Raw genomic sequence first — 22,977 nt, 5'->3', positions numbered from 1 at the left:
CTTCCTGGCGCCAGGGGGTCGTTCAGGTCGCAGCGGGCAGCCGGAGCATCGGCGCCGTCCGGCTGCACACAGGGATCGGTGCGGGACGGAAAAGAGCCATCTCCCCCTGATCGCACAGGTATTCGCGATCTCGCGGGTGAAGATCTATGTACTCTGGCGTTCAGACCTGAGCACGTTCAAAAATGGGGGGATCGGTGCGCAGTCGCCGTCTCGTAATTTCCGTCGCCGTCATCGCGGCAACCATCGGGCTCGCCCCGGGCATCGCCCAGGCTGCGGAGCCGGTCGCGCCCGGAGCGGTCGCGCCCGGCGTGGGGGCGCCCGCCGTCGACCTGGCCAAGGTCGCGGCGCCCGACCTGAAGGCCTACAACAGCCCCGCGGAACGCTCCGTCCGCACCGCCCTGCCCGGCGCCAAGGGCGGAGCCGCCGCCCAGCAGGCGGCCGGCAACCCGGACCTGGCCCTCGTCCTGAACGCCGCGGCCACCACCGCGCACGCGTTCGACCTGGAAACCACCGTCATCAGTGCCGACTCCGCCCTGAAGGTCACCGTCGACTGGGGCGACGGCAGCAGCCCCGACGGCATGGACGCGTACGGCTCGACCATCCTGAAGAGCAGTCACACCTACGCGCGACTCGGCCAGTACACCGTCAAGGTCACCGTGGCGGACCCGGCCAACCAGGCCGAGGTCGTCAACGAGTTCCAGGTCATGACCGCCGGCTCGGACTTCGTCGCGCACACCCCGACCCGCCTGCTGGACACCCGCGACGGGACCGGCGCGGTCCGGGGCAAGGTCCCGGCGTACGGCTCGACCCGCGTGAAGGTCGGCGGCAGCGGCGCGATACCCGAGGGGGTCACCGCCGTCGCCCTCAACGTGACCGTCACGAACACCACCAGCGCGGGGCACATCACGGCCTTCGCGGAGGGCACCGAGCGGCCGACCACCTCGAACGTGAACTTCGAGGCGGGCCAGTCCGTCCCCAACCTGGTCATCGTGCCCGTCGGCAAGAACGGCCACGTCGAGCTCGCCAACCGCGGCGCCGAGTCCGTCGACCTGATCGCCGACGTGACCGGATACTTCACGCGCGCGGACGCGGCCGGCTACACGCCGATGACGCCGGTCCGGTTCGTCGACACCCGCGAGGGCCTCGGCACCACCCGGGGCCGGCTGGCGGGGCAGCAGACCTTCGGCACGAAGATCAGCGGCCTGCGCGCGGTGCCGGAAGGCATCACCGCCGTGGCGCTGAACGTGACGGTGACGGGCCCCGGGGAGGCCGGGCACCTGTCCGTCTTCCCCGGCGGCGGGAACGTCCCGATTACGTCCAATCTGAACTTCACCGCAGGCCAGACGATCGCCAACGCGGTGATCGTGCCGGTCGGCCCCGACGGCACGATCAACATCCGCAACGGCTCCTGGGCCGGTACGGACGTGATCGTCGACGTCGTCGGCTACTACAGCGCCGACAGCAAGGCCGCCTACATGGGGCTGCGGCCGGTCCGGCTGCTCGACACCCGCGACCCGCGCTGGACCCACGGTCCGATGCTGGGCCGCGGCTACATCTGGCAGGCGCTGTCCGCGGACGAACCCGGCATCGCCGGCTACGTGCTCAACACCACGGTCACCAACACCGCCGGCGCGGGCTTCCTGTCGGTCGCCCCGGACCCGAACACGCGCGAGCAGTACCGCCAGGGCCGCCAGGTCTTCCCGGAGCGCCCCACCGCCTCGACCCTGAACTGGACGGCAGGCAAGACCGTCCCGAACCTGGTCCAGGCAGGCTCCGGGAAGAACGGCATCGTCGACTTCTGGAACCAGGGCTGGGACAAGACCGATCTTGTCGTCGACATCTTCGGCTACTACGAGAGCAACTGATCCACCGCGGGGCGCCCCGGGGACGGCCTCGGCCTCCCCGGGGCGCTTCAGCGTTCGGGCGGTCTGCCGCCCGGGGCCAGGTGCTCCACCAGCTCGGCCAGGTCCTCGCAGACCTGCTCGATCCGCAGCCGTACGTTGTTCTGCTCGGTGACGAGCGCGGACAGCAGCAGCCCGGTCAGGGCGGCCGCTCCGTTCAGGGCCTGGAGGTTGACCATGAGCTCGAACAGGCTGTAGTCGACGAACGGCCCCGCCTGGTCGTGCGCCGCCGAGATGGCCAGGACCGAGATCAGCAGGGCGCACGGCGCGCTCCCGGCGAACTGGAACCGTACGGCTGCCCAGATCAGCAGCGGGAAGACGAGGAAGAGCACGGACAGGTGGCTGCGGGTGGCCACGAGGGTGACGATGACGGACGTGACCGCCAGGGCCGACACCTCGGCCAGCCGGTAGTCGTCCCGGGGCAGCCGGGCCCGGCGCAGCACGAGCAGCAGCGGGGTCACGACGAGCACCCCCATGGCGTCCCCGACCCACCAGGCCGCCCACACCGGCCAGAATCCGCCCCGGGGCAGGTCGCCGGTGAGGACGAGGGTCCAGGTGCCGGCCGTCGCGCTGATCAGCATCGGCAGCAGGCCGCCCAGGAAGACGAGCGCCAGCGCGTCGCGCAGCCGGTCCATCTGCGTGCGGTAGTCCACCCGGCGCAGCATCAGGTACGCGCACACCGGCGCGACCGTGTTCCCCGCGAGGATGCCGAGGTCGGTGAGGTCGAATTCGCTGATGCGTTCGATGGCGAAGTAGGTGCCGAGGGAGATCCCCGGCCAGACCCGCAGGCCCAGCCAGAGCAGGGCGGCCAGCGCGATGCCGGTGGGCAGCCACAGCGGGGTGACCTCGGCGCCGTCGACGGTCACGCTCTGGCGCAGGCCGATCCGCCCGCCGATGTAGTAGGCGACGGCGACGGCGAGGATCAGTAGGAGCAGTTCGGCCGGACGTCGCCATCCTTCGGTGCGCACCACGTCATCAGACAACAGCCCGAGGGCCGGGCGGGGCGTGACACGCGCTACGCCGCCCCCTGGGGTTCCCGGCCGGCGCCGGGGCCGCAGTCCGGTTCCGGGCCCGTTGCGGCCGCGTCGTGGCTGAGGACGAGCACCGCGGCGTCGTCCGCGTGGCCCGTCGAATCGGCCACCTTCATCACCTCGGCGGCCAGCTCTGCGGGGTCGGTGCCCGCCGCCTCCCGGACGACGCTGACCACGCGTTCCAGCCCGACCTCGAGGGGGAACCGCGGGCCCTCGACCACGCCGTCGGTGAGCAGGACGATCGAGCCCGCCTGGGTCAGCCGCCGCCGGGTCACCGCGTACGCCGACCCGGGAACCAGGTTCAGCGGCAGCCCGCCGTTGTCCTCGGCTATGCCGTACCGGCCGTCGACCGTGGCCCAGACCGCGGGGACGTGACCGGCCCGGGCGCTCTCCAGCTCCCAGGTGTCCGGGTCGAAGCGGAGCAGGCTGCAGGTCGCGAAGAGGTCGCGGTTCATCGAGAGCAGCACCTCGTTGGCCCGGCTGAGGACCTCGCCGGGATCGACGACCACGGCCGCCACGGCCCGCAGGCAGATCCTGACCTGCCCCATGAAGGCGGCCGCGTCGACGTCGTGCCCCTGGACGTCGCCGATACAGAAGGCGAGCGCGCCCTCCGGCAGGCGGAAGCCGTCGTACCAGTCGCCGCCGATGTCGAGGCCGTGGCGGGCGGGCGAGTAGCGGGCCGCGGTGCGCAGCCCGGGCAGGCAGGGCAGCGAGGTGGGCAGCATCTCGCGCTGCAGGGCCTCGGCCAGCTCCACGCGGGCCTGCTGGAGCTCCACGCCCTGCCGCGCCTGCGCGGTCAGTCGGCCGAGCATGCTCAGCAGGTCGGCGCTGGCCACCCGAGGGGGACGGCGCCGGCTCATCGAAGGCTCCGACGATGGTGCATCCGTCCCTGCTTCCGCCGTGGAAAGGACGTGCCCATCATATTTCCGCCCCCCTGGACCGCGCCCCCCGAGACGGCTCGGGCCCGGCGGTGACGGGGTCCGGCCGCCTACCCGAGAAGGCGGAGGCCCCCGTGACCTGCTCGGGAGCTGTGGACAGCCGGAGTGTTGCGCCCCCCGGACAGCCCGAAGGGCGGGATGCGCCGTGCGCGTCCCGCCCCTCGGGTGGTGCGTGTGCTGCCTACAGGAACGAGTTGATCTCGATCGTCTCGGTGCGGCCGGGGCCGACGCCGATCGCGGAGATCGGGGCGCCCGACATCTCCTCCAGGGCCTTGACGTAGGCCTGGGCGTTCGCCGGCAGGTCCTCGAAGGTCTTGGCCTTGGTGATGTCCTCGGACCAGCCGGGGAGGTATTCGTAGATCGGCTTGGCGTGGTGGAAGTCGGTCTGCGAGTAGGGCAGCTCCTCGACGCGCTTGCCGTCGATCTCGTACGCGACGCACACCGGGATCTGCTCCCAGCCGGTCAGCACGTCCAGCTTGGTGAGGAAGAAGTCGGTGAGACCGTTCACGCGGGTGGCGTAACGTGCGATCGGCGCGTCGAACCAGCCGCAGCGACGGTCGCGGCCGGTGGTCACACCGCGCTCGCCGCCGATGCGGCGCAGGTCCTCGCCGTCCTGGTCGAACAGCTCGGTCGGGAACGGGCCCGCGCCGACACGGGTGGTGTAGGCCTTGAGGATGCCGATGACACGGCTGATCTTCGTCGGGCCGACGCCGGTGCCGGTGCAGGCGCCGCCCGCGGTCGGGTTCGACGAGGTGACGAAGGGGTAGGTGCCGTGGTCGACGTCGAGCAGGGTGCCCTGGCCGCCCTCGAAGAGCACGACCTTGTCCTCGTCCAGCGCGTTGTTGAGGATCAGGGTGGTGTCGGCGACGTACGGCTTGATCTGCTCCGCGTACTGGAGCATCTCCTCCACGATCGCGGCGGCGTCGATCGCGCGGCGGTTGTAGAGCTTCGCGAGGAGCTGGTTCTTGCCCTCGAGGGCCGCTTCGACCTTCTGGGTGAGGATCGACTCGTCGTAGAGGTCCTGGACGCGGATGCCGATGCGGTTGATCTTGTCCGCGTACGTCGGGCCGATGCCGCGGCCGGTCGTACCGATCTTGCGCTTGCCGAGGAACCGCTCGCCGACCTTGTCGAGGGTGACGTTGTACGGCGTGATCAGGTGGGCGTTGCCGCTGATGAGCAGCTTGGAGGTGTCGATGCCGCGCTCGTTCAGACCGCGCAGCTCGGAGAGCAGGACGGCCGGGTCGACGACGACGCCGTTACCGATGACCGGGGTGCATCCGGGGGAGAGGATGCCGGAAGGGAGAAGGTGCAGCGCGTACTTCTGGTCGCCGACGACGACCGTGTGGCCGGCGTTGTTGCCACCCTGGTAGCGCACTACATAGTCAACGGATCCACCGAGCAGGTCGGTGGCCTTTCCCTTGCCCTCGTCACCCCACTGAGCTCCGAGCAGCACAAGAGCGGGCACAGGCGTACACCTCTTCCGGATGGGGCATGTCCAAGGTCAGGGGGCGTACGACGATGTACGCGGGCTGAGCCGTCGGACGGGTTGCCCCGGAATAGACGAAGGCCCTGGCGCAATAGCGCAAGGGCCTCTTGCACAAAGATGCTACCCGAGGAAGGACCGAGGTGTCGGCTCCAGAGCCCACCATGAGCGAAGCGGGCGCGCCGGTAGGCGGTCTGCTGGTGCTCGTCGACCCGGTCGCCCGCCGTCTTGACGGCGAGTCCGTGCGGATCGCGAAAGATGTGTTGTCAGCGGGGGCGGCGGCGAAGATCTGCCTCCCGGATTCGCAGGAGGAGTTTGCGCGGGCGCTCGCCCGCCGGGGCCATCGGCAGCCGGTGGTCGTGGGCGACGACCGGGCCCTGGTGCGGGCCGTAGGGCTGCTGCACCGGGAGCGGGGGCTCGGCGAGAGCACGCTGGCGCTGGTTCCGGTGGGGCCGGTGGGGTCCCTGGCGCTGGCGAGGTCGCTGGGGGTGCCCCAGTCCGCCGTCTCGGCGGCCCGGGCGGTGCTCGACGGTTCGGTCCGCACGTGCGACCTGCTGGTCGACGACAGCGACGGGGTGGTGCTGGGCGCGTTGCGGATCCCGCCGCTGCGGGGGCCGGAGCGGGTCCCCAGGCCGGCCGGGCCGTCGGTGTGGAGCACGTACCGCTCGCTGGTGCGGACCCTGGTCCGGCCGGTGGCGGCGGCGGGCGGGGTGGGCGGCGGGCACCACAGGCTGCGGGTCGAGGCCGACGGGGTCCTGCTGGCCGATGTGGACCAGCCCGTGGCGGACGTCTCGGTGCGCACGCGGGGCGACGGCGAGCCGGCGGAGGTCTCGGTGCGCACGGGAGGCGGCTTCGGCGGCTCGACGGTGACGGCCCGGGCGAAGACGGTGACGGTGTCCGGCGCGGACTTCCGCTACCGCGCCGACGGCGCGATGGCCGGTCCCGTACGCCGCCGTACGTGGACGCTGCGCCCCGGGGCATGGACGCTCACCCTGCCCCGGTGACGGCCGCCCTGCACCGCCGCGACAGGACCGCCTGAACCCGGAAAGGGGACCCGAAATGGGGACCCGAAATGGGGACAAAAGGGGACCCGGAAAGGGGGCGGCGGCCCAACCGGCCTAGAACTCCACGAGCAGGCGCTTCAGGCCGCGGATGACGTAGCCGTCCTGCCACTGCGGCTCCTCGACGAGCCGCAGTGGCGGAACGCCTTCCGCCAGCAGCGCCCCGAACGAGGCCTCCAGCTCCCGCCGCGCCAGCGGCGCCCCCAGGCAGTAGTGGATCCCCGCCCCGAAGGTCAGGTGCGGATTGTCGGCCCGTGCGAGGTCCAGGCGGTCGGGGTCCTCGAAGCGGGCGGGATCCCGGTTCGCTGATCCGAAGAGCAGCGCGACCTCGGCCCCGCGGGGGATGTCGGTGTCGCCGACGCGGATGTCGTCGAGCACCCAGCGCTCGAACATCTGCAGGGGAGTGTCGTACCGCATGAGTTCATCCACAGCTGTGGACAACTTTTCGGCGTCGCGGCCGGCGCGGAGCGCGGCGAGCTGGTCGGGGTTGCGGAACAGCGCCCACCACCCGTTGACCGTGGTGTTCACGGTGGCCTCGTGCCCGGCGTTCAGCAGGAGGACGCACGTGGAGATCATCTCCTGTTCGCTGAGCCGCCCCTCGTCGTCGTGAGCGGCGATCAGCCCCGAGACCAGGTCCTCGCCGGGGCGCGTGCGCCGCTCGGCGATCAGCTCCCGCAGGTACGCGCTGAAGTCGATGCTCGCCCGCACCGCCCGCCGCGCGGTCTCCTCGTCCGGCCGGAGCTCGAACATCCCGCAGATGTCCGCCGACCAGGGCCGCAACAGCCCCCGGTCCGACTCGGGCACACCCAGCAGCTCCGCGATCACGGCCACCGGCAGGGGTTCGGCGACCGTGGCGAGCAGGTCCCCGCCGCCGTCCGCGAGCAGCCGTGCCACCAGCTCCCCGGCCATCCGCTGCACGGCCGGCACCAGCCGCTCCACCGTCCGCGGGGTGAAGGCCTTCGCCACCAGCCGGCGCACCCGCGCGTGCGCCGGATCCTCCAGATCCAGCAGGCCGTTGTTGTTGAGCAGGTGGAACGGCTCGTGCTCCGGCGGCGGCGCCTGCCGCCCGAACTCCTCGTGCGTGAACCGGTGGAGATACGTCCGACCCAGCCGCCGGTCCCGCAGCAGCGCGCTCACATCGGCGTAGTGCGGCACCAGCCACTGCCCGGTGGCATCCCACCAGATGGCCCGCCCCCGCTCCCTCAACTCCCGGTAGGCCGGGTACGGATCGGCGACGAACGCGGCATCCCACGGATCAAAGCCCATCCCCGCAGAGTAAGCGCTCCGCCTGCGGATCAGGCCGGTGTCACCAGGCGGGTCTCGTAGGCGAACACCGCCGCCTGCGTCCGGTCCCGCAGGCCCAGCTTCACCAGGATCCGGCTCACATGGGTCTTGATCGTGGACTCCGCGACGATCAGCCGGTCGGCCATCTCCGCGTTCGACAGGCCCTGCGCGATGAGGATCAGCACCTCCGTCTCCCGCTCCGTCAGCTCGCCGACCCCCGCCGGATCCGCGAGCTTGCGCGCCTCGGAGATCTTCGAGAACTCCGCTATCAGCCGCTTGGTCACCGACGGTGCCAGCAGAGCCTCCCCGGCCGCCACCACCCGTACGCCGTCGGCCAGCTGACGGGCCGAGGCATCCTTCAGCAGGAACCCGGACGCCCCCGCCCGCAACGCCTGGTACACGTACTCGTCGAGATCGAAGGTCGTCAGGACCAGCACCTTCGCGTCCGTGTCCGCCGCCACGATCTCCCGCGTCGCCTCCAAGCCGTTCATCACAGGCATCCGGATGTCCATCAGCACCACGTCCGGCCGCAGCGCCGCCACCTGCGCGATGGCCTCCCGGCCGTCGACCGCCTCGCCCACCACCTCGATGCCGTCCATGGCGTTCAGCAGAACCGAGAACCCCTCGCGGACCATCATCTGGTCGTCGACGATCAGCACCCTGATCGTCATGCCGTCCCCTCCTGCGGCTCGGGCACCGGCTCGGGACGGTTGCGCACCGGAATGAACACCGCGACCTCGTACCCGCCGGACTCCGTCCGCGCGGCCGTCATCTCCCCCTCCAGCATGGCCACCCGCTCCCGCATCCCGGTGATGCCGTGGCCGGCCCCCGGCGAGGGCCGCACATCCCCGGTCGGCGCCTCGTTCACGACACGTATCCCCAGGCCGCCCAGGACGTACGACACCTCCACCCCGGCCGCCGCACCCGGGGCGTGCCGCAGGGTGTTGCTCAGGGCCTCCTGAATAATCCGGTACGCCGACAGCTCCACACCCTGCGGCAGCTCACGCACCGCGCCCGTGACCGTCTTCTCCACACTCAGTCCGGCCTCGCGCACATTGGCCAGCAGCCCGTCCAGCGAGGCCAGCGTCGGCTGCGGGGCGTCCGGCGCCTCGTAGTCCGCGGAGCGCACCACCCCCAGGACCCGCCGCAGCTCCGTCAGGGCCGCCACGGCGTTCTCCCGGATGGTGACGAACGCCGCCTCCAGCTCCGGCGGCGGGTTCTTCACCCGGTAGGGAGCGGCCTCCGCCTGGATCGCCACCACCGACATGTGGTGCGCCACCACGTCGTGCAGCTCCCGCGCGATCGTCGTCCGCTCCTCCAGCAGCGTCCGCTTGTCCCGCTCGACGGCCGTGACCTCCTGCTGTGCGCTCACCTCCGCCTTGGCGTGCCGGCGTATCTGGATGCTGCCGGCGATCACGAGGGCGAAGGCCGAGGTCACCGCCATCTCCGGCGCGTTCGACCCCCACTCGCCGGTGAACACCGTGGAGATCGCGGCTCCCAGCGCGAGGGTCAGCGCCCACATCCACGCCGCGACCCGGGGCCCGGTCCGCAGCGCGACGAGGAACAGGACGACGATGTAGGAGAAGAAGGCGCCCGGGGTCCAGGGCCAGCTGACGCCCCCGCCGAGGGCGGCCAGGACCACCGTCATCGCGACGGCCGCCCACCACGCGCCCACCGGCCGCACCAGCGTCATCAGGACGGGAACAGCGGCTATCAGCCCCATGACGAGCTGGCCAAGATCACCCAGGTAGCTTGCCTGCCCGTCGATGGTGAAGAGCACGGCGAGGAAGGCCAGGGCTCCCACCGCCGCGTGCTGCCGCCACGGCGCATACCGCCGTATCCCCTTGGGGAGCCGTCGCGAGAAGCCGTCCGGGGCCCCCGCCAGCGGCAGCGGCCGGTAGGCGAAGGCATCGGTGAGGAGGTCCTGGCGCAGGGTCGCGATCACCTCCGATGCCAGTCGGAATTCAGGCGTCCGGGCTGTCCCCCCGGTGGTCGTCTCGGTCATACGCACCACCGTAGGTCTGCAGCCTCTTCGTCCGCGTCGCCGCTGATGGGGATTTCCCCGGGTCCCTCTCAAGTACTACACCGGCCCGTCAGTAGCCCGCCGGACGGATCAGACCGCTCTCGTACGCGAACACCGCGGCCTGCGTGCGGTCCCGCAGGCCGAGCTTCACCAGGATCCGGCTCACATGGGTCTTCACGGTCTGCTCGGCCAGGACCAGGTGCGCGGAGATCTCCGCGTTCGACAGGCCCTGGGCGATCAGCGACAGCACCTCGGTCTCCCGCTCGGTCAGCACGTCGATCCGGGCCCGCGACGGCGCGCGCGGCGCCCCCAGCCGGGAGAACTCCGTGATCAGCCGCTTCGTGATGTTCGGCGACAGCAGCGCCTCACCGGCCGCCACCACCCGTACCGCCTCCGCGAGCTGGTCCGCGGAGGCGTCCTTCAGCAGGAACCCGGAGGCTCCGGCCCGCAGCGCCTCGTAGACGTACTCGTCGAGATCGAAAGTGGTCAGGACGAGCACCTTCACCGCGGCGTCGGGAACACGGGTGATCACCGAGGTGGCCTCGATACCGCCCATGCCCGGCATGCGGATGTCCATGAGCACCACGTCCGGGGCCAGCTCGGAGGCCTTCGCGACGGCGTCCGCCCCGTCCACCGCCTGCCCCACGACCTCTATGTCGGGCTGGGCGTTGAGAAGCACGGTGAAGCCCTGCCGCACCATCATCTGGTCGTCGGCGATCATCACCTTGATCGGGGTGCTCATGGTGCCTTCTTCGTCTCGGTGCCCGTGCCGGTGTGGGCGGGCGGGTTCTGCGGAGCCATCGGGAGCACGGCGCTGACCTCGTACCCGCCGTCGGGGCGTGGGCCCGCGGCCAGCTCGCCTCCCAGCATGCCCGCCCGCTCCCGCATGCCCAGCAGCCCGTGCCCCGCTCCCTGCGAAGGCGGGGCCGGCCGGGTCGGCGCGCTGTTGGCGACGCACAGGTGCAGCTCGCGCGGACCGTACGCGACACCGACCTCCACCTGTGAACCGGGAGCGTGGCGCAGGCAGTTGCTCAGCGCCTCCTGCACGATCCGGTACGCGGTGAGCTCCACGCCGGGGGCCAGCGGCCGGCGGATGCCCGCGACCTCCGTGGTGACGTCCAGCCCCGCCCCCCGGACGTTGTCCACGAGGCCCTCCAACTCGGCGAGGGTCGGCTGCGGATGCTGTGGGGCCGCCGGACCACCGGGCTGTTCGGAGCGCAGCACCCCCAGTACGCGGCGCAGCTCGGTGAGGGCCTCCAGCGCGTTCTCCCGGATGCCCGCCAGGTTCTCCTTGAGCTCCTCCGACGGGTTGTCGACGAGGTGCGGGGCGACCTGCGCCTGGATGGAGATCACCGACATGTGGTGGGCGACGACGTCGTGCAGCTCGCGGGCGATGCGGCTGCGCTCCTCCAGCAGGGTGCGCCGGGCCCGCTCCTCGGCGGTGAGCGTCTCCTGCTCGACCAGTTCGCCACGGGCCAGCCGCAGGGCGCGCAGCGCGTATCCGAGGAGCCCGACGAAGCCGAAGAGGACGGAGGCCCCGATGGAGGAGATCTGGCTTCCGTCCGGATGGAAGGCCAGCTCGGCCGCCCCGGTGAGCGCGACGGAAAGACCGACGACCCATATGGTCACCCGGGGCGGCACCCGGAGGGCTACCAGCAGCAGCACGGGGGCCAACGCGAAGATCCCGCCGGGTGTCCAGGGCCATGTCTGGCCCTGACCGACGTGGCCGTGGATCATCCAGCCGATCCAGCCCGCGGCGAGCAGTCCCAGCCACCAGGCGGCGATCGGGCGGAACATCGCGAGCCAGATGGACAGGGCCGTCAGGAGTGCGACGGCCAGCGGCTGTCCGCCTTTGACGTGGTAGTGGTCCATGAGCTGCTCGGTGGTGAGGAACCCGAAGAACACCGCCGCGTAGCCGACGAGCGCGTGCGGCAGCCGGGCCAGCCACCGCGGCCGGCCCATCCGGGGAAGGGGATCGCGCCGGAGTGTGAACAGCTCCAGGGCCAACGCCAGTCCCGGTGCCGCCCCCTTGGCGGCATCGGAGGGCTCCGGCTCGGCCGTGGGCACGCGCTGCTCGTTCACGTCGGTCAGCCTAGGCATGGAGTTTCTCCTCGACGGAAGTGCGCGGAACACAGCGGGCGGCCGTGACCGCGGCCGGCCGCGAACGGCGAGCCCGTTCGTGGGTGCGGAACGCCGCCCAGCACAGCCCCAGCGAGGCGGCGAACACCGGCAGCCACACCACCCGGGCCGCTGTCCAGCCCAGCGAGTCCGGCGGGGTGTGCAGGCCGGGCAGGCGGACCGGTACCAGCAGCCCGAGGGCGGTGACGGCCATCATGGCGGTCTGGTGCCACAGGAAGACCGTCATGGCGGAGAGGTTCACCAGCGCCGCCTTCGCCCAGGCCGACGGCCTGCGCATGAGCCGGGCCAGCCGGTCTCGGGCCAGCAGGGCCAGCCCGCACTGGACCAGTCCGAACGCGACCGCGGCCAGCGTCGGCGGGTTGAGGTTCGAGACGGGCGCCCCCGGCACGCCCACCATGGACGCGGGATACCCGCCCCACAGGACCAGCGTGGCGGTGGCCGTGGCGGCGCCGCCGACCAGCAGCAGCAGCCGTCCGCGCCGGGCGAGGGCCCCGCGCGACCACGCGGCACCCAGCGTGAAAGGAACGAGCCAGCCGGCGGCCACGTTGGCCCAGCCGATCCACTCCGGCCCGCCCAGCCCGAAACGCCACCCGTCGACACCCGCCACCACGACGGCCGGCCACACCGGGCTGAGCCGGGCCACCAGCGGAGTCGCGACGGTGAGCGCGGCGAACACCAGCAGGAACCACAGCGGAGACAGAACCAGCTTGACCAGCGTCCGCACGGTGTCGAGCTCCGCCCCGCCGACGAGCATCCCGCCCGCCACCACCGTCCAGAGGACGAGCACCGCGGCGACCGGGCGGAACAGCCGGCCCAACCGCTGCCCCACCCAGGCTCCGTACGAGGTGCCCCGCTCGCGGGCCGAGGTGTACCCGAGGGCGGCGACGTGGCCGCCTACGAGGAAGAAGACGGCCAGCGTCTGGAACACCCAGGACACCGGCGCCAGCCAGGGCATGTGCGAGAGCGGGCTGGTGCCGCGCAGGCCGCCGTCGGCGGCGGTCAGGGAGGTGACCAGCCAGTGGCCGAGGACCACGCCGAGGATCGCGAGGGCCCGTAGGGCGTCCACGGCCCGGTCCCGGCCGGCCGGCGTGGCCGCCTCGATGCCCGCCGCCAGGGCGGACCAGCGGGAGCGGAGTTCACGCATGGCCGGCCACCGGGGCGGGATCGCTGCCGAGGACGATGGCGGCCAGGGCGTCGAGGGACCGGGCGCCCGGCTTGAGGTAGTCGCTGTGGCCGCCGCCTCCGGCGGCGAAGGCCCGCGCTCCGAAGGCGGGGTCGACCGGGTCGGTGCCGAAGCCGAGCCCGCCGAGCCTGACGTGCGGCACGTCGGCTATCCAGTCGGCACCGCCCCGGCCGGCCCAGACCCGGGCCGTGGTCGGCAGCTCCCGGGCGGAGCCGGCCCCCGTGCCCGGACTGCCGTACAGGACCATGTCGCCGACCGCGGGGCCGGTCACGGTCCGCGCGCAGACGACGGAGCCGTAGGAGTGGCAGAGCAGCGATATCCGGGCGGCGGGCGCGGCCATGTCCGGCAACCGGTCCAGGAACGGACCCAGTTCGGCGGCGGCCTCGCCGGCCCGGCGGCCGGTCAGCACGGCCGTGCTGACCGTGCCCGGGGTGTCGTACCCGAGCCAGGCGACCACGGCGGTGCGCGCATGCCCGGCTCGGAGGCGCTGGTGGAGGGAGACCGCTCCGGACCGGAACCTCTCGTACGTGTCGAGGGTGGTGTCCGATCCGGGCACCAGGACGGCGATCCGGTCGGCGGTCTCCAGCTCGCCGAACACCTCGACGGCCCGGCCCCTGCCGCGGCCGTCGAAGATGAGGAACTGCTCCGTACCGGCCGCCGCCATGGCCCGCAGCCGGCCGGCCCGGCCGGAGCGGTCGGCGTCCTGAGCCATCCGGGCCGCCTCGGCGATGTTGTCCCGGTTGGCGGCATAGCGGCTCCGGGCCGGGGCGCCCTCGGCGAACACGGCGGGCGACGGGGCGGGCGCCTGCGCCGAGGCTGCGGCGGACACGGGGACGATCACGGCCGCCGCGATCAGCGAGGCCAGCAGCGTGCGGCGCAGCCGCCCGCCCCGGACGCCGCCGCCCCCCTTCCCGGCACCGAACACCGCCTCACCGGCGCCGACTTCCCCCACCGCCGTCGTTCCCCCCGCCACCGCAGCCCCCGCTGTCGCAGCAGCCCCCGCCGCCGCGTCCGCCGTGTGCGCTGTCCGAGCCGTATCCGCCGCCGCCCTGTCCGCCGCCCCTGCCGTCCCCGTCGCCATGGTGAGTTCCTTCGGTGTCCGGAAGGGCCGTCAGCGCCCCTCTCCCCTACCGAAGTTAGAAATCCCGGCCCCTGGTCGGCGTCCCGCCACAGAGCCGTGTCCGTACGTAGCTCTTAGGTATGACGAGGAATACTCCAGAGCCACGACGCCCCGTTCGTGCACGCCGAGCAACGTCCAACACCCGCACACACCAATCCATGTGGAGTTCATCGGTGACCGACGGCGATTGGCGCCTCGACCGCATCGGCAGCGCGCACCGCGGAGTGAACCCGACCGTCATGCGCCGCCTCGACGCCGGTTTCGCGGTGATCGGGGACCGGCAGTTCCTCCCCGGCTACTCGCTTCTGCTGACCGACGACCCGGCCGTGACCCGGCTCTCGGACCTCTCCCGGACGCGCAGGGCGGCGTACCTCTCGGACATGGAGCGGCTGGCCGAGGCCGTCGAGCGGGCCTGCGCGCGACTCGACCCGGCCTTCCGGCGGGTCAACATCGAGATCCTCGGCAACACCGACCCGTACCTCCACGCCCACATCTGGCCCCGCTACGACTGGGAGCCCGAAGACCGCGTCAGGCTGCCCGTGTGGCTGTACGAGGAGCAGTGCCGGCGCGCCGAGCGGTACGCGCCGGCTGCGCGCCACGACGACCTGCGGGCAGCGATCGGCGAAGAACTGGACCGGCTCGGAGCGGCTGAGCCGCCGACACCCTGACCCACGCGGGCGTCGGGCGTCGGGCGACGGGAGGCGAGCGGCGCGCGGGGTGCGGACGGCGGGCGCGGGCAGTGAGCGCGGGGGCTCAGTCCGCGGCCAGGGGTTCGACGTATCCCGCCCGCCAGCGCGGGGCGGGATCCTGGCCGGGGCTGGTCCAGTACTCCCTCGCCTCCACGATCTCCCCGTCGCGCACGGTCCACAGGGAGACGGCCCGGTAGAGGACGTGATCCTGGGGCACCTCCACCTCGGTGACGACGTGGTCCCCGTCGGCCAGGATCCGCAGGACTCTCACGGGCTTCTCGTCCGCGTCGCCGTCGTCGCTGTTCACGGCGATGAAGTTGGCGCGCCCTACGATGCGTTCGGCGCTCACTGGCCATTCGATGACGGCGTCCTCGGCGATCAGCCCGGCCACGCCCTCCCAGTCGCGTGCCTCGATCCGCTCCCACAGTCGTGCCACTACCCTCAACGGCTCCATGTGCCGCAGTGTCCGGCAGTGCCGTATCGCGCAACAAGCTTTGCTTGCAGGCTTATTGACCTCGACACAAACCGGTGCGGGTCACTGCCTGCGGTAGTCGAGCGGGGGACTGTCACTGCCCGCGAGCTCTCTGCGCAGGGCGCCGTCGGGCAGCAGCCGCAACCGGCTCGGGCCGCCCGCCGTGCAGGTCGGCGGGGCACCGGAGATGACGGTGGAGGCCTCCAGCTCCACGGAGCCGGGGCCGGAGCCGGGCCTCTGGTCGGGGGCGCTGCGCAGGGCCGCGGTCCAGGCGCAGGCGAATGCGGGGTCGTGGACGGCCAGGGACATCACCTGCTCGCCGACGCCGCCGCGCGTGAGGGTGAGCCGCCAGGTCTGGCTGCCGCGAACGGCCTGCCAGGTGCCGGCGAAGGCCGCGGGGAGGCCCTCGCCCACCGGGGCCGACGCGGAACCCAGAGCCGAGGCGGAGGCCGAGGCCGAAGCGGAAACGGAAGCTGAGCCGGAGCCTGTCGTCACCGGCGGGCGGGGCCCTGTGACGGGCGGTCGCGGATCCTCGGCCCCGCTCATCACCGCATACACCGTGCCGGCGGACAGGGCCGCGACGACCGCGGCGACCGCGAGGAGCAGGGCGGTGGACGCCGTCCGGGGCCTGCGCGGAGGTTCCGGTTCCAGCGGCGGGTACGCGGAGTAGGAGGGCGGCACCGGCGGTGGCGCCGGCACCGCACGGTCCGGCCCGGCGTCCTCGCGGTCCAGCAGTTGCACGGCGTGCCGCCCGAGCCGGGCCACCAGCGGGGTCGGCAACCACGGCTCAAGGGCCCTTCCGTCGGCCACGGTGTCGTCGGCGCCGACCCTGGCCAGTACCTCGGCCGGCCCCGGCCGCGCGGCCGGATCCTCGTGCAGGCAGTCCCGTACGAGGCCGAGGAGTTCCACCGGTACGCCGGCCAGGTCGGGTTCCGCTTCGGTGCTGCGCAGCAGGAGTGCCGGCAGGCCGCCGGGCTGCTCCGCGTCGCCGAAGGGCAGCCGGCCGGTGGCCGCGTACGCCAGTACCGCGCCGAGGCAGAACACGTCGCAGGCGGCGGTCACCGGCTCGCCGCGGATCTGCTCCGGGGCCATGAAGCCGGGGGAGCCGATGACGTCGCCGACCCGGGTCAGGCCGGCGTCGTATCCGATGGGGGAGCGGGCGATCCCGAAGTCGATGACGCGGGGACCGTCGAGCGAGATCAGTACGTTGGAGGGCTTCAGGTCGCGGTGGACGATGCCGGCCCGGTGGATGTCCTGGAGGGCGTGCGCGAGGCCCGCGGCCAGGATCCGCAACGAACGGTCCGGCAGCGGGCCGAAGTCGTGGGCGACGACCCGGCGCAGGCTCGGCCCGGCGATGTACCCCGTGGCGAACCAGGGGGCCGCGGCCTCGGTGTCGGCGTCCAGGACCGGAGCGGTCCATTCGCCGCCGACCCGGCGGGCCGCGGCGACCTCTTGGCGGAAGCGGATGCGGAACTCCTCGTGGGCGGCGAGCCCGGGGTGGACCAGCTTGACCGCGACGGTGCGGCCGCGGTCGGAGCGGGCGAGGTAGACCTGGCCCATGCCGCCGGCGCCGAGCCGGGACAACAGGCGGTAGGGGCCGATGCGGTGCGGGTCGTGCGGATGCAGTTGTTCCATGGCCGGGTGGTCCTTCCCCTGCTGGCCGAACAGCTCCGCTGGGAAGGACGGTCGGGGGCGCCCGCCGGTTGCCTCCCCGTCAACCTCGCCGGGTCCGGACCCGGACGGCTCCGGACCGGACCCTGCCGGCTCGGGCCCGAGCCGACCGGGCCCGAACCCCGGAGGGCCGAAGGCCCGACGAACTCAGGCCGCCGGATCAGCCGGATCAGCCGGAGCAGCCGGATCGGAACGGCCGGGCGGTTCAGCCGAACCAGGCGGTTCAGTCGAACCATGCGGTTCAGTCGACCCGGACGGTGCGGACGGTTCAGCCGATCCGGACGGTTCCGACGGTTCCGACGGGTCAGCGGGGTCGCGCGGTGCCGGCAGCGTGTCCAGCGCCGCCGCGAGCCGCTCCAGGACGCGGACCGTCTCCGCGAAGGCGGCGTCGCCCAGTTCCGCCGCGAGGCGGGCGGCCATGGCCGAGTGGCCCGGACCGATCCGGTCCACCGCCGCGCGGCCCTCCTCCGTCGGGCGCAGTAGCTTGGCCCGCCGGTGCGCCGGGTTCGGCGCGTACTCCGCGAGGCCCTTGGCCACGAGCAGGTCCGCGATGCGCTGGACGCTCTGCCGGGTGATGCCCATGCTCCGGGCGATGCCCGCGACGGGCAGCGGCTCGCGCAGCACCGCTCCCAGGACCTGCCACCACGCGGCGGTCAGCCCGGCGGGCCGTGCCAGCTCCTCGGAGAGGGAGAGGAACTGGCCGTTCAGCCGGAACACCCCGAGTGCGGTGCGGCTCAGCAGGTCCTGCCGGGTCCGGAGGGACCCGGGCGGCGGCGGCTCAAGCATCGCCCGCCGCCGATGCCGCCATCAGGACCGGGTACGCGCTCTCGTCCGAGTGGTGGAAGAGCCCGTACCAGGCGTCCAAGACGTCCGGCTTGTACACGTCCAGGCGGGCGAAGACCTCGCGGGCGAAGGCGACCGGTTCCGTCGGGCCCGCCGTGATCAGGTCCCCGTCGGTCACCGCGTCGGCCTCGACGTAGTTCTCGGCGCCCGCGTAGCCCGGCTGTTCGGCCAGGTAGAAGGAGACCGCGCTGGTGTGCCTGCGGTCGTCCAGGAGGCCTTCCCGGGCGAGGCCCGCGGTGGCTCCGCAGATCGCCGCGACCGGCACGCCGGCGGCCAGGAACTCCCGCGCCTTCGCCGCGAAGGGCGACAGCTCGTCGCCCGCGTCCCACAAGGAGGCGCCGGTGAGGATCAGCAGGGAGGAGTCCTCCGGTCGCAGATCGGCCAGGCTCAGGTCAGGCTGGATGCGGACGCCGCCCATGGTGGTGACCGGCGTTCCGGCCGCGAAGCCGACCGTCCGCACGGCGTGGCCGCGCTGGGTGAGGTGCGCGGTGGTGTGGCCGGTCTCCCAGTCCGCGTACGTGTCGTAGACCGCGAGGTGGACGGGCTTGTGTGCGGTCTCGCTCATGGTGTTTCGCCTCCAGCGTCGGATGGTGCCAGGTGCCTGCGGCGCTCACCGTGGCCGAGGTGCCGCGGTGCGAGTGGTGCCCGTGGTGCCTGCGATGCCGACGGTGCTCGTGGTGCATCCCGCCCGGGCCGGCCGTACCGGGTTCCGCGAGGGCTTCCACGTAAAGCGCCTATGACAAGAGACTGTCATATCGACAGGATGCTGTCAAGATGTGAGGGATGGTGCTCCGGAGGCGCAGACAGACTGCCGAGACCGGCCCGCCACCCCCATACAGTCCGCCGATATCCCTCCCCACCTGCGCACTCCTAGCGTGACGTCATGACCCCTCATGCCACCCCGCACACCCTTGCCGCCGTGAAGGACGCAGATCGGAAGCATGTCTTCCATTCCTGGTCCGCCCAGGCCCTGATCGACCCGCTCGCCGTCGCGGGGGCCGAGGGCTCCTACTTCTGGGACTACGAGGGCAAGCGCTACCTCGACTTCTCCTCCCAGCTGGTCAACACCAACATCGGCCACCAGCACCCCAAGGTCGTCGCGGCGATCCAGGAGCAGGCCGCCCGGCTGTGCACCCTCGCGCCCGGCTTCGCCGTCGACGTCCGCTCCGAGGCCGCACGCCTCATCGCCGAGCGGACCCCCGGCGACCTGGACAAGATCTTCTTCACCAACGGCGGCGCCGAGGCCGTCGAGAACGCCGTCCGCATGGCCCGTCTGCACACGGGCCGGGCGAAGGTGCTCTCCACCTACCGCTCGTACCACGGAGCCACCGCCGCCGCGATCAACCTGACCGGCGACCCGCGCCGCTGGCCGTCCGACACGGCCGCCGCCGGGGTCGTGCACTTCTGGGGCCCGTACCTCTACCGCTCCGCCTTCCACGCGAGCACCGAGGCCGAGGAGTGCGAGCGCGCCCTCGCCCACCTCGCCGACACCATCGCCTTCGAGGGCCCGCAGTCGATCGCGGCGATCATCCTGGAGAGCGTGCCGGGCACCGCCGGCATCATGGTCCCGCCCGCCGGCTACCTCGCGGGCGTCCGCGAACTCTGCGACCGCCACGGCATCGTCTTCATCCTCGACGAGGTCATGGCCGGCTTCGGCCGCACCGGCGCGTGGTTCGCCGCCGACCACTGGGACGTCACCCCCGACCTGATCACCTTCGCCAAGGGCGTCAACAGCGGCTACGTGCCGCTCGGCGGCGTGGCCATCTCGGCCGCCGTCGCCGAGACCTTCGCGACCCGCCCCTACCCCGGCGGACTGACGTACTCCGGCCACCCCCTGGCCTGCGCCGCCGCCGTCGCGACGATCAACACGATGGAGGAGGAGGGTGTCGTCGAGCACGCCGCCCACCTCGGCGAGAACGTGATCGGCCCGGCTCTCGCGGAGCTCGCCGAGCGCCACCCCTCGGTCGGCGAGGTCCGGGGCCTCGGCGCCTTCTGGGCCCTTGAGCTCGTACGGGACAAGGAGACGCGCGAGCCGCTCGTCCCGTACAACGCGGCCGGTGCGGACAACGCCCCGATGGCCGAGTTCGCGGCGGCCTGCAAGGCGTCCGGCCTGTGGCCCTTCGTCAACATGAACCGGACCCACGTCGTGCCGGCCTGCACCATCTCGGAGGCTGAGGCGAAGGAGGGCCTGGCCCTGCTGGACGAGGCGCTGACGGTCGCCGACCGCCACACCACCGCGTGACCGGCCAACCCACCGCGTGACCGGCCACACCACCGCGTGACCGGCCAACCCACCGCGTGACCGGCCGGGCCGGCCGACCGGGCCGATCCGGGCCGGCCCGCCGCGTACGGGGGGCGGGCGGTTGGTGGCGGTGGCCGGTTCGCGACGGTGTGATTCTCGTCCTCACAGGCGGTCGGATCCACACATAACCCCCACCAACCGTCCGGTTTCGGCCTCGCTGTCTGGCCTATGGTGTCCGCAGCTCTACGACAGGAGACGGACCCCTATGCCAGGCAGCGGAGCTGTCACCCGCAACACACTTCGCCAGCAGATCGCGGACGCGCTGCGGGACGAGGTACTCGCGGGACGCCTGCCTCCGGGCACGGAGTTCACGGTGAAGCAGATAGCCGAGCAGTACGAGGTCTCCGCGACCCCGGTGCGCGAGGCGCTCGTGGACCTCTCGGCCCAGGGGCTGCTGGAGCTCGTCCAGCACCGGGGCTTCCGCGTGCGGATCTTCTCGGTCGACGACTTCCGCGGCATGATCGAGGCGCGTTCGCTGGTCGTGGACGGCATCTTCCGCCGGCTCGCCGAGCAGGGTGCCACCCCCGGCTCCGGCGAGATGCTGGTGTCGGTGCGCCGCCGCGGCGAGGAGGCGCGCAAGGCGGCCCGGAGCGGCTCCCTGGAAGTGCTGATCGGCTACGACCTGCGCTTCTGGCGGGAACTGAGCGGGCTGGTCGCCAACACCTACATCACCGAGTTCCTGCACCGGATCCGCGTGCAGTGCTGGGTCTTCGCCGTCCCCCACCTCCAGCGCGAGCCGCAGCTGCGGGAAGCCCTCTGGGACGGCCACGGCGATCTGGTGGACGCCGTGACCCTGGCGGACGCCGACGCGGTACGCCGCATCGTGCAGGGCTACAACGAGCACGCGCTGGCCTGGGCCGCACGCCTGTGAGCCCCTGCCGGCCCCCCAAGGCTGGCCGACCCTGATCCGCCGACCGCCCCACCACCCCGCCCCCGCCCGGCCCCGCCCCGCCCCCCAGTTCTGCGCACCCCTTCGCGGAGGGTGTCCGGCGCACTACGCTGGCCTGATCGGCGACAACGACTGATCGGAGGCCGTGTGGCCTGTGACCTGTGGCTGGTCCCCCTTGTCGACGTGCTGTGCCACAGCCCCGACAACCCCTTCGCGGAAGAGATCGCCTCGTACGACAAGGCGCTGGGTGAGGCCGGACTCCCGTCCGTGCCCGTGTTCGCGTACATGCCGGGTCTGAGCGGGGACGTCGCCCCGGTCGCCGGTTTCGACTACGACGCACTGCATTTCCTCAGACGGGCCTACCTGCTCCAGCTCTGCGGCCTGCCGGTGACCCCGGTGGACGAGCTCGGCGGGGACTACGAACAGCTGCTGGAGATGTTCGAGCCCACGGCGCAGCAGTCGCACCTGGTGTGGCACTACGACCACGCGGGCGCCTACGTGCCCGTCGACTTCCCGGCGCCCCTGGCGAACGAGGAGCTGCTGGCCGGAGGCGGGCCGCTGGGGTCCGCGCAGGGGCTGCTGCGGGAGCTGCTGTTCGTCGCTCCCGCCATCGGGATAGACCCGGGGAACCCGCCCGCGGCTCCGGCGCCGCCGGGGCGGCCGACGTCGCTGGAGGAGCCGGCGGGACCGATCCCGTACGACGGCAGCCCCTTCGCCCGCGAGCGGCACGTCTGGCTGGGGCTGCACGCGGCGGCGACGCGCAGCCTCGGACAGGGATCGATGATCATCTTCAGCTGAGCCGGCGCCCCGCACGCGTACCGGTGGCAATACCCGTGGCCGCTCCCCGACCTGTACCCGTACCCCGACCCGCACCCGTACCCCGACCCGCACCTCGGCCCGTCCCCGCACCGGTGGGCGGGGCGGCACCGGCCCGCCCCCTCCACCGGTTCAGCGGGGCTGCTCCGGGGGCCGCTGCCGCGGCATGTTCGGTCGGGTGCCCGGCGGCAGCGGGAAGCGGGCCGGCGGGATGTACGCGTCCGCGCCGCGCGCCCCGGACGCCCCCAGCGACTGCATCACCAGCGGCGCGGGCCCGGACCGGAACTCCACCATCCAGTCCGCCGTCTCCGACCGCACCAGCTCCGTGATGTCCTCGGAGAAGCGGCGCAGCACGGTCAGGCACCGCTCGGCGGCCTCGCTGGCGGTGCCCTCGGTGGGCCCGAGCACCTCGCGGACGTTCTCCGAAGCCCAGTCGAACTGGAGTGTCTGGAGCCTGCGCTGCACCGCCTGGGCCGTGGCCACGTCCCGCATCCACCCCGACGTCAGCCCGAAGAACCGGTCGCAGGCCAGCGCGGCAGCGCCCAGCAGCAGCGCCAGGTAACCGTACGTCGATCCGCCCGGCGCCGAGCCCGTCAGCTCCAGCACCGGCATCGCCGCGCCCGTGACGGCGCCCAGGGCCGCGCCGACGCGCAGGACGCGCGCCCCGCGGCGCTTCCACGCCCGGTCGGACAGGTACCACTCGGCCGTGCGCAGCGCGTCCGCCTCGACCCGCCGGTAGAGCTCGTCGAGCCGCTCGGCGGGCTCCCCCCAGTCCCCGAGGGGGAAGGGCCGGCCGGTCAGATCGCCCGCCGCCATCGGCCCGCCGCCTTCCTCCCGGGGATCCCGGGGTGGCCCCTCGGGCTGCATCTCCGGCTGGCTCACCCGGCACTCCCTCTGCCTGCGCTGACGTGTGGTGGTGCGCGTGTGCGCAATGATGCGCATGCTCTTCCTACCTTCGAATGACGGGCGATGGACAACGAATCCCGGGATTTCCGCTCGCAAGGAGGTCTCCAGCAGGTACGCGTACGCCCCGACTCTCACTCGAAAGAGTTGGTCCTCACGGCGTAGGGCGCGGCGCCCGGGGAGCACGTAGGCTCGGATTGACCAAGCGTTCCGAAGGTCTCTTCGGCCG

At 72.6% G+C, this 22,977-nt stretch carries 20 protein-coding genes and 1 pseudogene; 6 read left to right on the top strand and 15 right to left on the bottom strand.

Translation table 11 applies throughout. The features are described from left to right. Positions 1 to 194 precede the first annotated feature (194 nt). The gene (locus tag AVW11_RS15395) at positions 195 to 1,865 is read left to right on the top strand and encodes a PKD domain-containing protein (protein ID WP_143568845.1); all 1,671 of its coding nucleotides are present in this window, start codon (positions 195 to 197) and stop codon (positions 1,863 to 1,865) included. A 47-nt stretch (positions 1,866 to 1,912) separates the two neighbouring features. Here AVW11_RS15395 and AVW11_RS15390 read toward each other — a convergent pair whose 3' ends face one another. The 3 genes from AVW11_RS15390 to AVW11_RS15380 all read right to left on the bottom strand — a co-directional run bounded on the left by AVW11_RS15390 (position 1,913) and on the right by AVW11_RS15380 (position 5,335). Next, entirely contained in the window at positions 1,913 to 2,872 is a 960-nt protein-coding gene (locus tag AVW11_RS15390) for an MASE1 domain-containing protein (protein WP_060177060.1), read from the bottom strand. Positions 2,873 to 2,916: 44 nt separating this feature from the next. After that, positions 2,917 to 3,792 (bottom strand): PP2C family protein-serine/threonine phosphatase, encoded by an 876-nt coding sequence (locus AVW11_RS15385; protein WP_051699431.1) that lies wholly within the window; start codon positions 3,790 to 3,792, stop codon positions 2,917 to 2,919. Positions 3,793 to 4,051: 259 nt separating this feature from the next. Continuing rightward, entirely contained in the window at positions 4,052 to 5,335 is a 1,284-nt protein-coding gene (locus AVW11_RS15380) for an adenylosuccinate synthase (RefSeq protein WP_030838794.1), read from the bottom strand. A 182-nt stretch (positions 5,336 to 5,517) separates the two neighbouring features. Between AVW11_RS15380 and AVW11_RS15375 the strand changes: the two genes are divergently transcribed. Further along, on the top strand, positions 5,518 to 6,357 hold the full coding sequence (locus tag AVW11_RS15375) for a diacylglycerol kinase catalytic domain-containing protein (protein WP_076044265.1): 840 nt from the start codon (positions 5,518 to 5,520) through the stop codon (positions 6,355 to 6,357). Positions 6,358 to 6,471: 114 nt separating this feature from the next. On the opposite strand, the gene AVW11_RS15370 is transcribed toward AVW11_RS15375, so the two are convergent. The 7 genes from AVW11_RS15370 to AVW11_RS15340 all read right to left on the bottom strand — a co-directional run bounded on the left by AVW11_RS15370 (position 6,472) and on the right by AVW11_RS15340 (position 13,995). Next, entirely contained in the window at positions 6,472 to 7,680 is a 1,209-nt protein-coding gene (locus tag AVW11_RS15370; protein WP_076044264.1) for a cytochrome P450, read from the bottom strand. A 29-nt stretch (positions 7,681 to 7,709) separates the two neighbouring features. Beyond that, complete coding sequence (locus AVW11_RS15365; protein WP_030838786.1) at positions 7,710 to 8,369, bottom strand: response regulator; 660 nt, start codon at positions 8,367 to 8,369, stop codon at positions 7,710 to 7,712. After that, a complete protein-coding gene (locus AVW11_RS15360; RefSeq protein ID WP_060177057.1) occupies positions 8,366 to 9,703 on the bottom strand; it encodes a sensor histidine kinase in 1,338 nt (445 codons plus the stop codon). Before AVW11_RS15360 ends, AVW11_RS15365 begins: the two co-directional genes overlap by 4 nt. An 88-nt stretch (positions 9,704 to 9,791) precedes the next feature. Next, on the bottom strand, positions 9,792 to 10,463 hold the full coding sequence (locus AVW11_RS15355; RefSeq protein ID WP_030838780.1) for a response regulator: 672 nt from the start codon (positions 10,461 to 10,463) through the stop codon (positions 9,792 to 9,794). After that, positions 10,460 to 11,821: a sensor histidine kinase gene (locus AVW11_RS15350; RefSeq protein ID WP_076044263.1), complete on the bottom strand. Its 1,362-nt coding sequence runs from the start codon at positions 11,819 to 11,821 to the stop codon at positions 10,460 to 10,462. The genes AVW11_RS15355 and AVW11_RS15350 overlap by 4 nt, the downstream gene beginning before the upstream one ends. Next, positions 11,814 to 13,004, bottom strand: coding sequence for an acyltransferase family protein (locus AVW11_RS15345; protein WP_076044262.1), 1,191 nt, complete (start codon positions 13,002 to 13,004; stop codon positions 11,814 to 11,816). Before AVW11_RS15345 ends, AVW11_RS15350 begins: the two co-directional genes overlap by 8 nt. Then, positions 12,997 to 13,995, bottom strand: a complete 999-nt coding sequence (locus AVW11_RS15340) for an alpha/beta hydrolase (RefSeq protein ID WP_240528182.1) — start codon at positions 13,993 to 13,995, stop codon at positions 12,997 to 12,999. Before AVW11_RS15340 ends, AVW11_RS15345 begins: the two co-directional genes overlap by 8 nt. Before the next feature lie 407 nt (positions 13,996 to 14,402). Here AVW11_RS15340 and AVW11_RS15335 point away from each other — a divergent pair, with 407 nt between their 5' ends. Further along, complete coding sequence (locus AVW11_RS15335) at positions 14,403 to 14,831, top strand: HIT family protein (RefSeq protein WP_420856380.1); 429 nt, start codon at positions 14,403 to 14,405, stop codon at positions 14,829 to 14,831. Between the two features lie 85 nt (positions 14,832 to 14,916). Here the strand turns inward: AVW11_RS15335 and AVW11_RS15330 are convergent, their stop codons facing one another. The 4 genes and pseudogenes from AVW11_RS15330 to AVW11_RS15315 all read right to left on the bottom strand — a co-directional run bounded on the left by AVW11_RS15330 (position 14,917) and on the right by AVW11_RS15315 (position 18,403). Further along, positions 14,917 to 15,306, bottom strand: a complete 390-nt coding sequence (locus AVW11_RS15330) for a nuclear transport factor 2 family protein (RefSeq protein WP_030838767.1) — start codon at positions 15,304 to 15,306, stop codon at positions 14,917 to 14,919. Between the two features lie 81 nt (positions 15,307 to 15,387). Then, positions 15,388 to 16,959, bottom strand: a complete 1,572-nt coding sequence (locus AVW11_RS15325) for a serine/threonine-protein kinase (RefSeq protein ID WP_076044260.1) — start codon at positions 16,957 to 16,959, stop codon at positions 15,388 to 15,390. Positions 16,960 to 17,313: 354 nt separating this feature from the next. Beyond that, positions 17,314 to 17,781: pseudogene (locus AVW11_RS15320) on the bottom strand (MarR family winged helix-turn-helix transcriptional regulator); the annotation flags it as partial. Continuing rightward, the gene (locus tag AVW11_RS15315) at positions 17,774 to 18,403 is read right to left on the bottom strand and encodes a DJ-1/PfpI family protein (protein WP_030838758.1); all 630 of its coding nucleotides are present in this window, start codon (positions 18,401 to 18,403) and stop codon (positions 17,774 to 17,776) included. The pseudogene AVW11_RS15320 and the gene AVW11_RS15315, both read right to left, overlap by 8 nt. A gap of 318 nt (positions 18,404 to 18,721) precedes the next feature. Between AVW11_RS15315 and AVW11_RS15310 the strand changes: the two genes are divergently transcribed. From AVW11_RS15310 to AVW11_RS15300, 3 genes are all read left to right on the top strand, one after another. Next, entirely contained in the window at positions 18,722 to 20,080 is a 1,359-nt protein-coding gene (locus AVW11_RS15310) for an aspartate aminotransferase family protein (RefSeq protein ID WP_076044259.1), read from the top strand. 265 nt (positions 20,081 to 20,345) lie between these two features. Further along, positions 20,346 to 21,011: a GntR family transcriptional regulator gene (locus tag AVW11_RS15305; RefSeq protein WP_030838752.1), complete on the top strand. Its 666-nt coding sequence runs from the start codon at positions 20,346 to 20,348 to the stop codon at positions 21,009 to 21,011. Between the two features lie 165 nt (positions 21,012 to 21,176). Then, entirely contained in the window at positions 21,177 to 21,827 is a 651-nt protein-coding gene (locus tag AVW11_RS15300) for a hypothetical protein (RefSeq protein WP_030838749.1), read from the top strand. 150 nt (positions 21,828 to 21,977) lie between these two features. Here AVW11_RS15300 and AVW11_RS15295 read toward each other — a convergent pair whose 3' ends face one another. After that, the gene (locus AVW11_RS15295) at positions 21,978 to 22,727 is read right to left on the bottom strand and encodes an SLATT domain-containing protein (RefSeq protein WP_030838746.1); all 750 of its coding nucleotides are present in this window, start codon (positions 22,725 to 22,727) and stop codon (positions 21,978 to 21,980) included. Positions 22,728 to 22,977: the final 250 nt, after the last annotated feature.

It is taken from the genome of Streptomyces amritsarensis (assembly GCF_001953875.1).
GTDB lineage: Bacteria > Actinomycetota > Actinomycetes > Streptomycetales > Streptomycetaceae > Streptomyces > Streptomyces amritsarensis.
Note: the sequence above shows the minus strand (reverse complement) of the source record. Positions and strands in the feature narration are given on the sequence as shown.

Excerpts from the sequence above, each read along its gene's own strand:
- AVW11_RS15335 (WP_420856380.1), top strand. The coding sequence starts at position 14,403 with ATGCGCCGCCTCGACGCCGGTTTCGCGGTGATCGGGGACCGGCAGTTC.
- AVW11_RS15350 (WP_076044263.1), bottom strand. The coding sequence starts at position 11,821 with ATGCCTAGGCTGACCGACGTGAACGAGCAGCGCGTGCCCACGGCCGAG.
- AVW11_RS15305 (WP_030838752.1), top strand. The coding sequence starts at position 20,346 with ATGCCAGGCAGCGGAGCTGTCACCCGCAACACACTTCGCCAGCAGATC.
- AVW11_RS15360 (WP_060177057.1), bottom strand. The coding sequence starts at position 9,703 with ATGACCGAGACGACCACCGGGGGGACAGCCCGGACGCCTGAATTCCGA.
- AVW11_RS15345 (WP_076044262.1), bottom strand. The coding sequence starts at position 13,004 with ATGCGTGAACTCCGCTCCCGCTGGTCCGCCCTGGCGGCGGGCATCGAG.
- AVW11_RS15315 (WP_030838758.1), bottom strand. The coding sequence starts at position 18,403 with ATGAGCGAGACCGCACACAAGCCCGTCCACCTCGCGGTCTACGACACG.
- AVW11_RS15310 (WP_076044259.1), top strand. The coding sequence starts at position 18,722 with ATGACCCCTCATGCCACCCCGCACACCCTTGCCGCCGTGAAGGACGCA.
- AVW11_RS15370 (WP_076044264.1), bottom strand. The coding sequence starts at position 7,680 with ATGGGCTTTGATCCGTGGGATGCCGCGTTCGTCGCCGATCCGTACCCG.
- AVW11_RS15355 (WP_030838780.1), bottom strand. The coding sequence starts at position 10,463 with ATGAGCACCCCGATCAAGGTGATGATCGCCGACGACCAGATGATGGTG.
- AVW11_RS15365 (WP_030838786.1), bottom strand. The coding sequence starts at position 8,369 with ATGACGATCAGGGTGCTGATCGTCGACGACCAGATGATGGTCCGCGAG.
- AVW11_RS15385 (WP_051699431.1), bottom strand. The coding sequence starts at position 3,792 with ATGAGCCGGCGCCGTCCCCCTCGGGTGGCCAGCGCCGACCTGCTGAGC.
- AVW11_RS15375 (WP_076044265.1), top strand. The coding sequence starts at position 5,518 with ATGAGCGAAGCGGGCGCGCCGGTAGGCGGTCTGCTGGTGCTCGTCGAC.
- AVW11_RS15330 (WP_030838767.1), bottom strand. The coding sequence starts at position 15,306 with ATGGAGCCGTTGAGGGTAGTGGCACGACTGTGGGAGCGGATCGAGGCA.
- AVW11_RS15325 (WP_076044260.1), bottom strand. The coding sequence starts at position 16,959 with ATGGAACAACTGCATCCGCACGACCCGCACCGCATCGGCCCCTACCGC.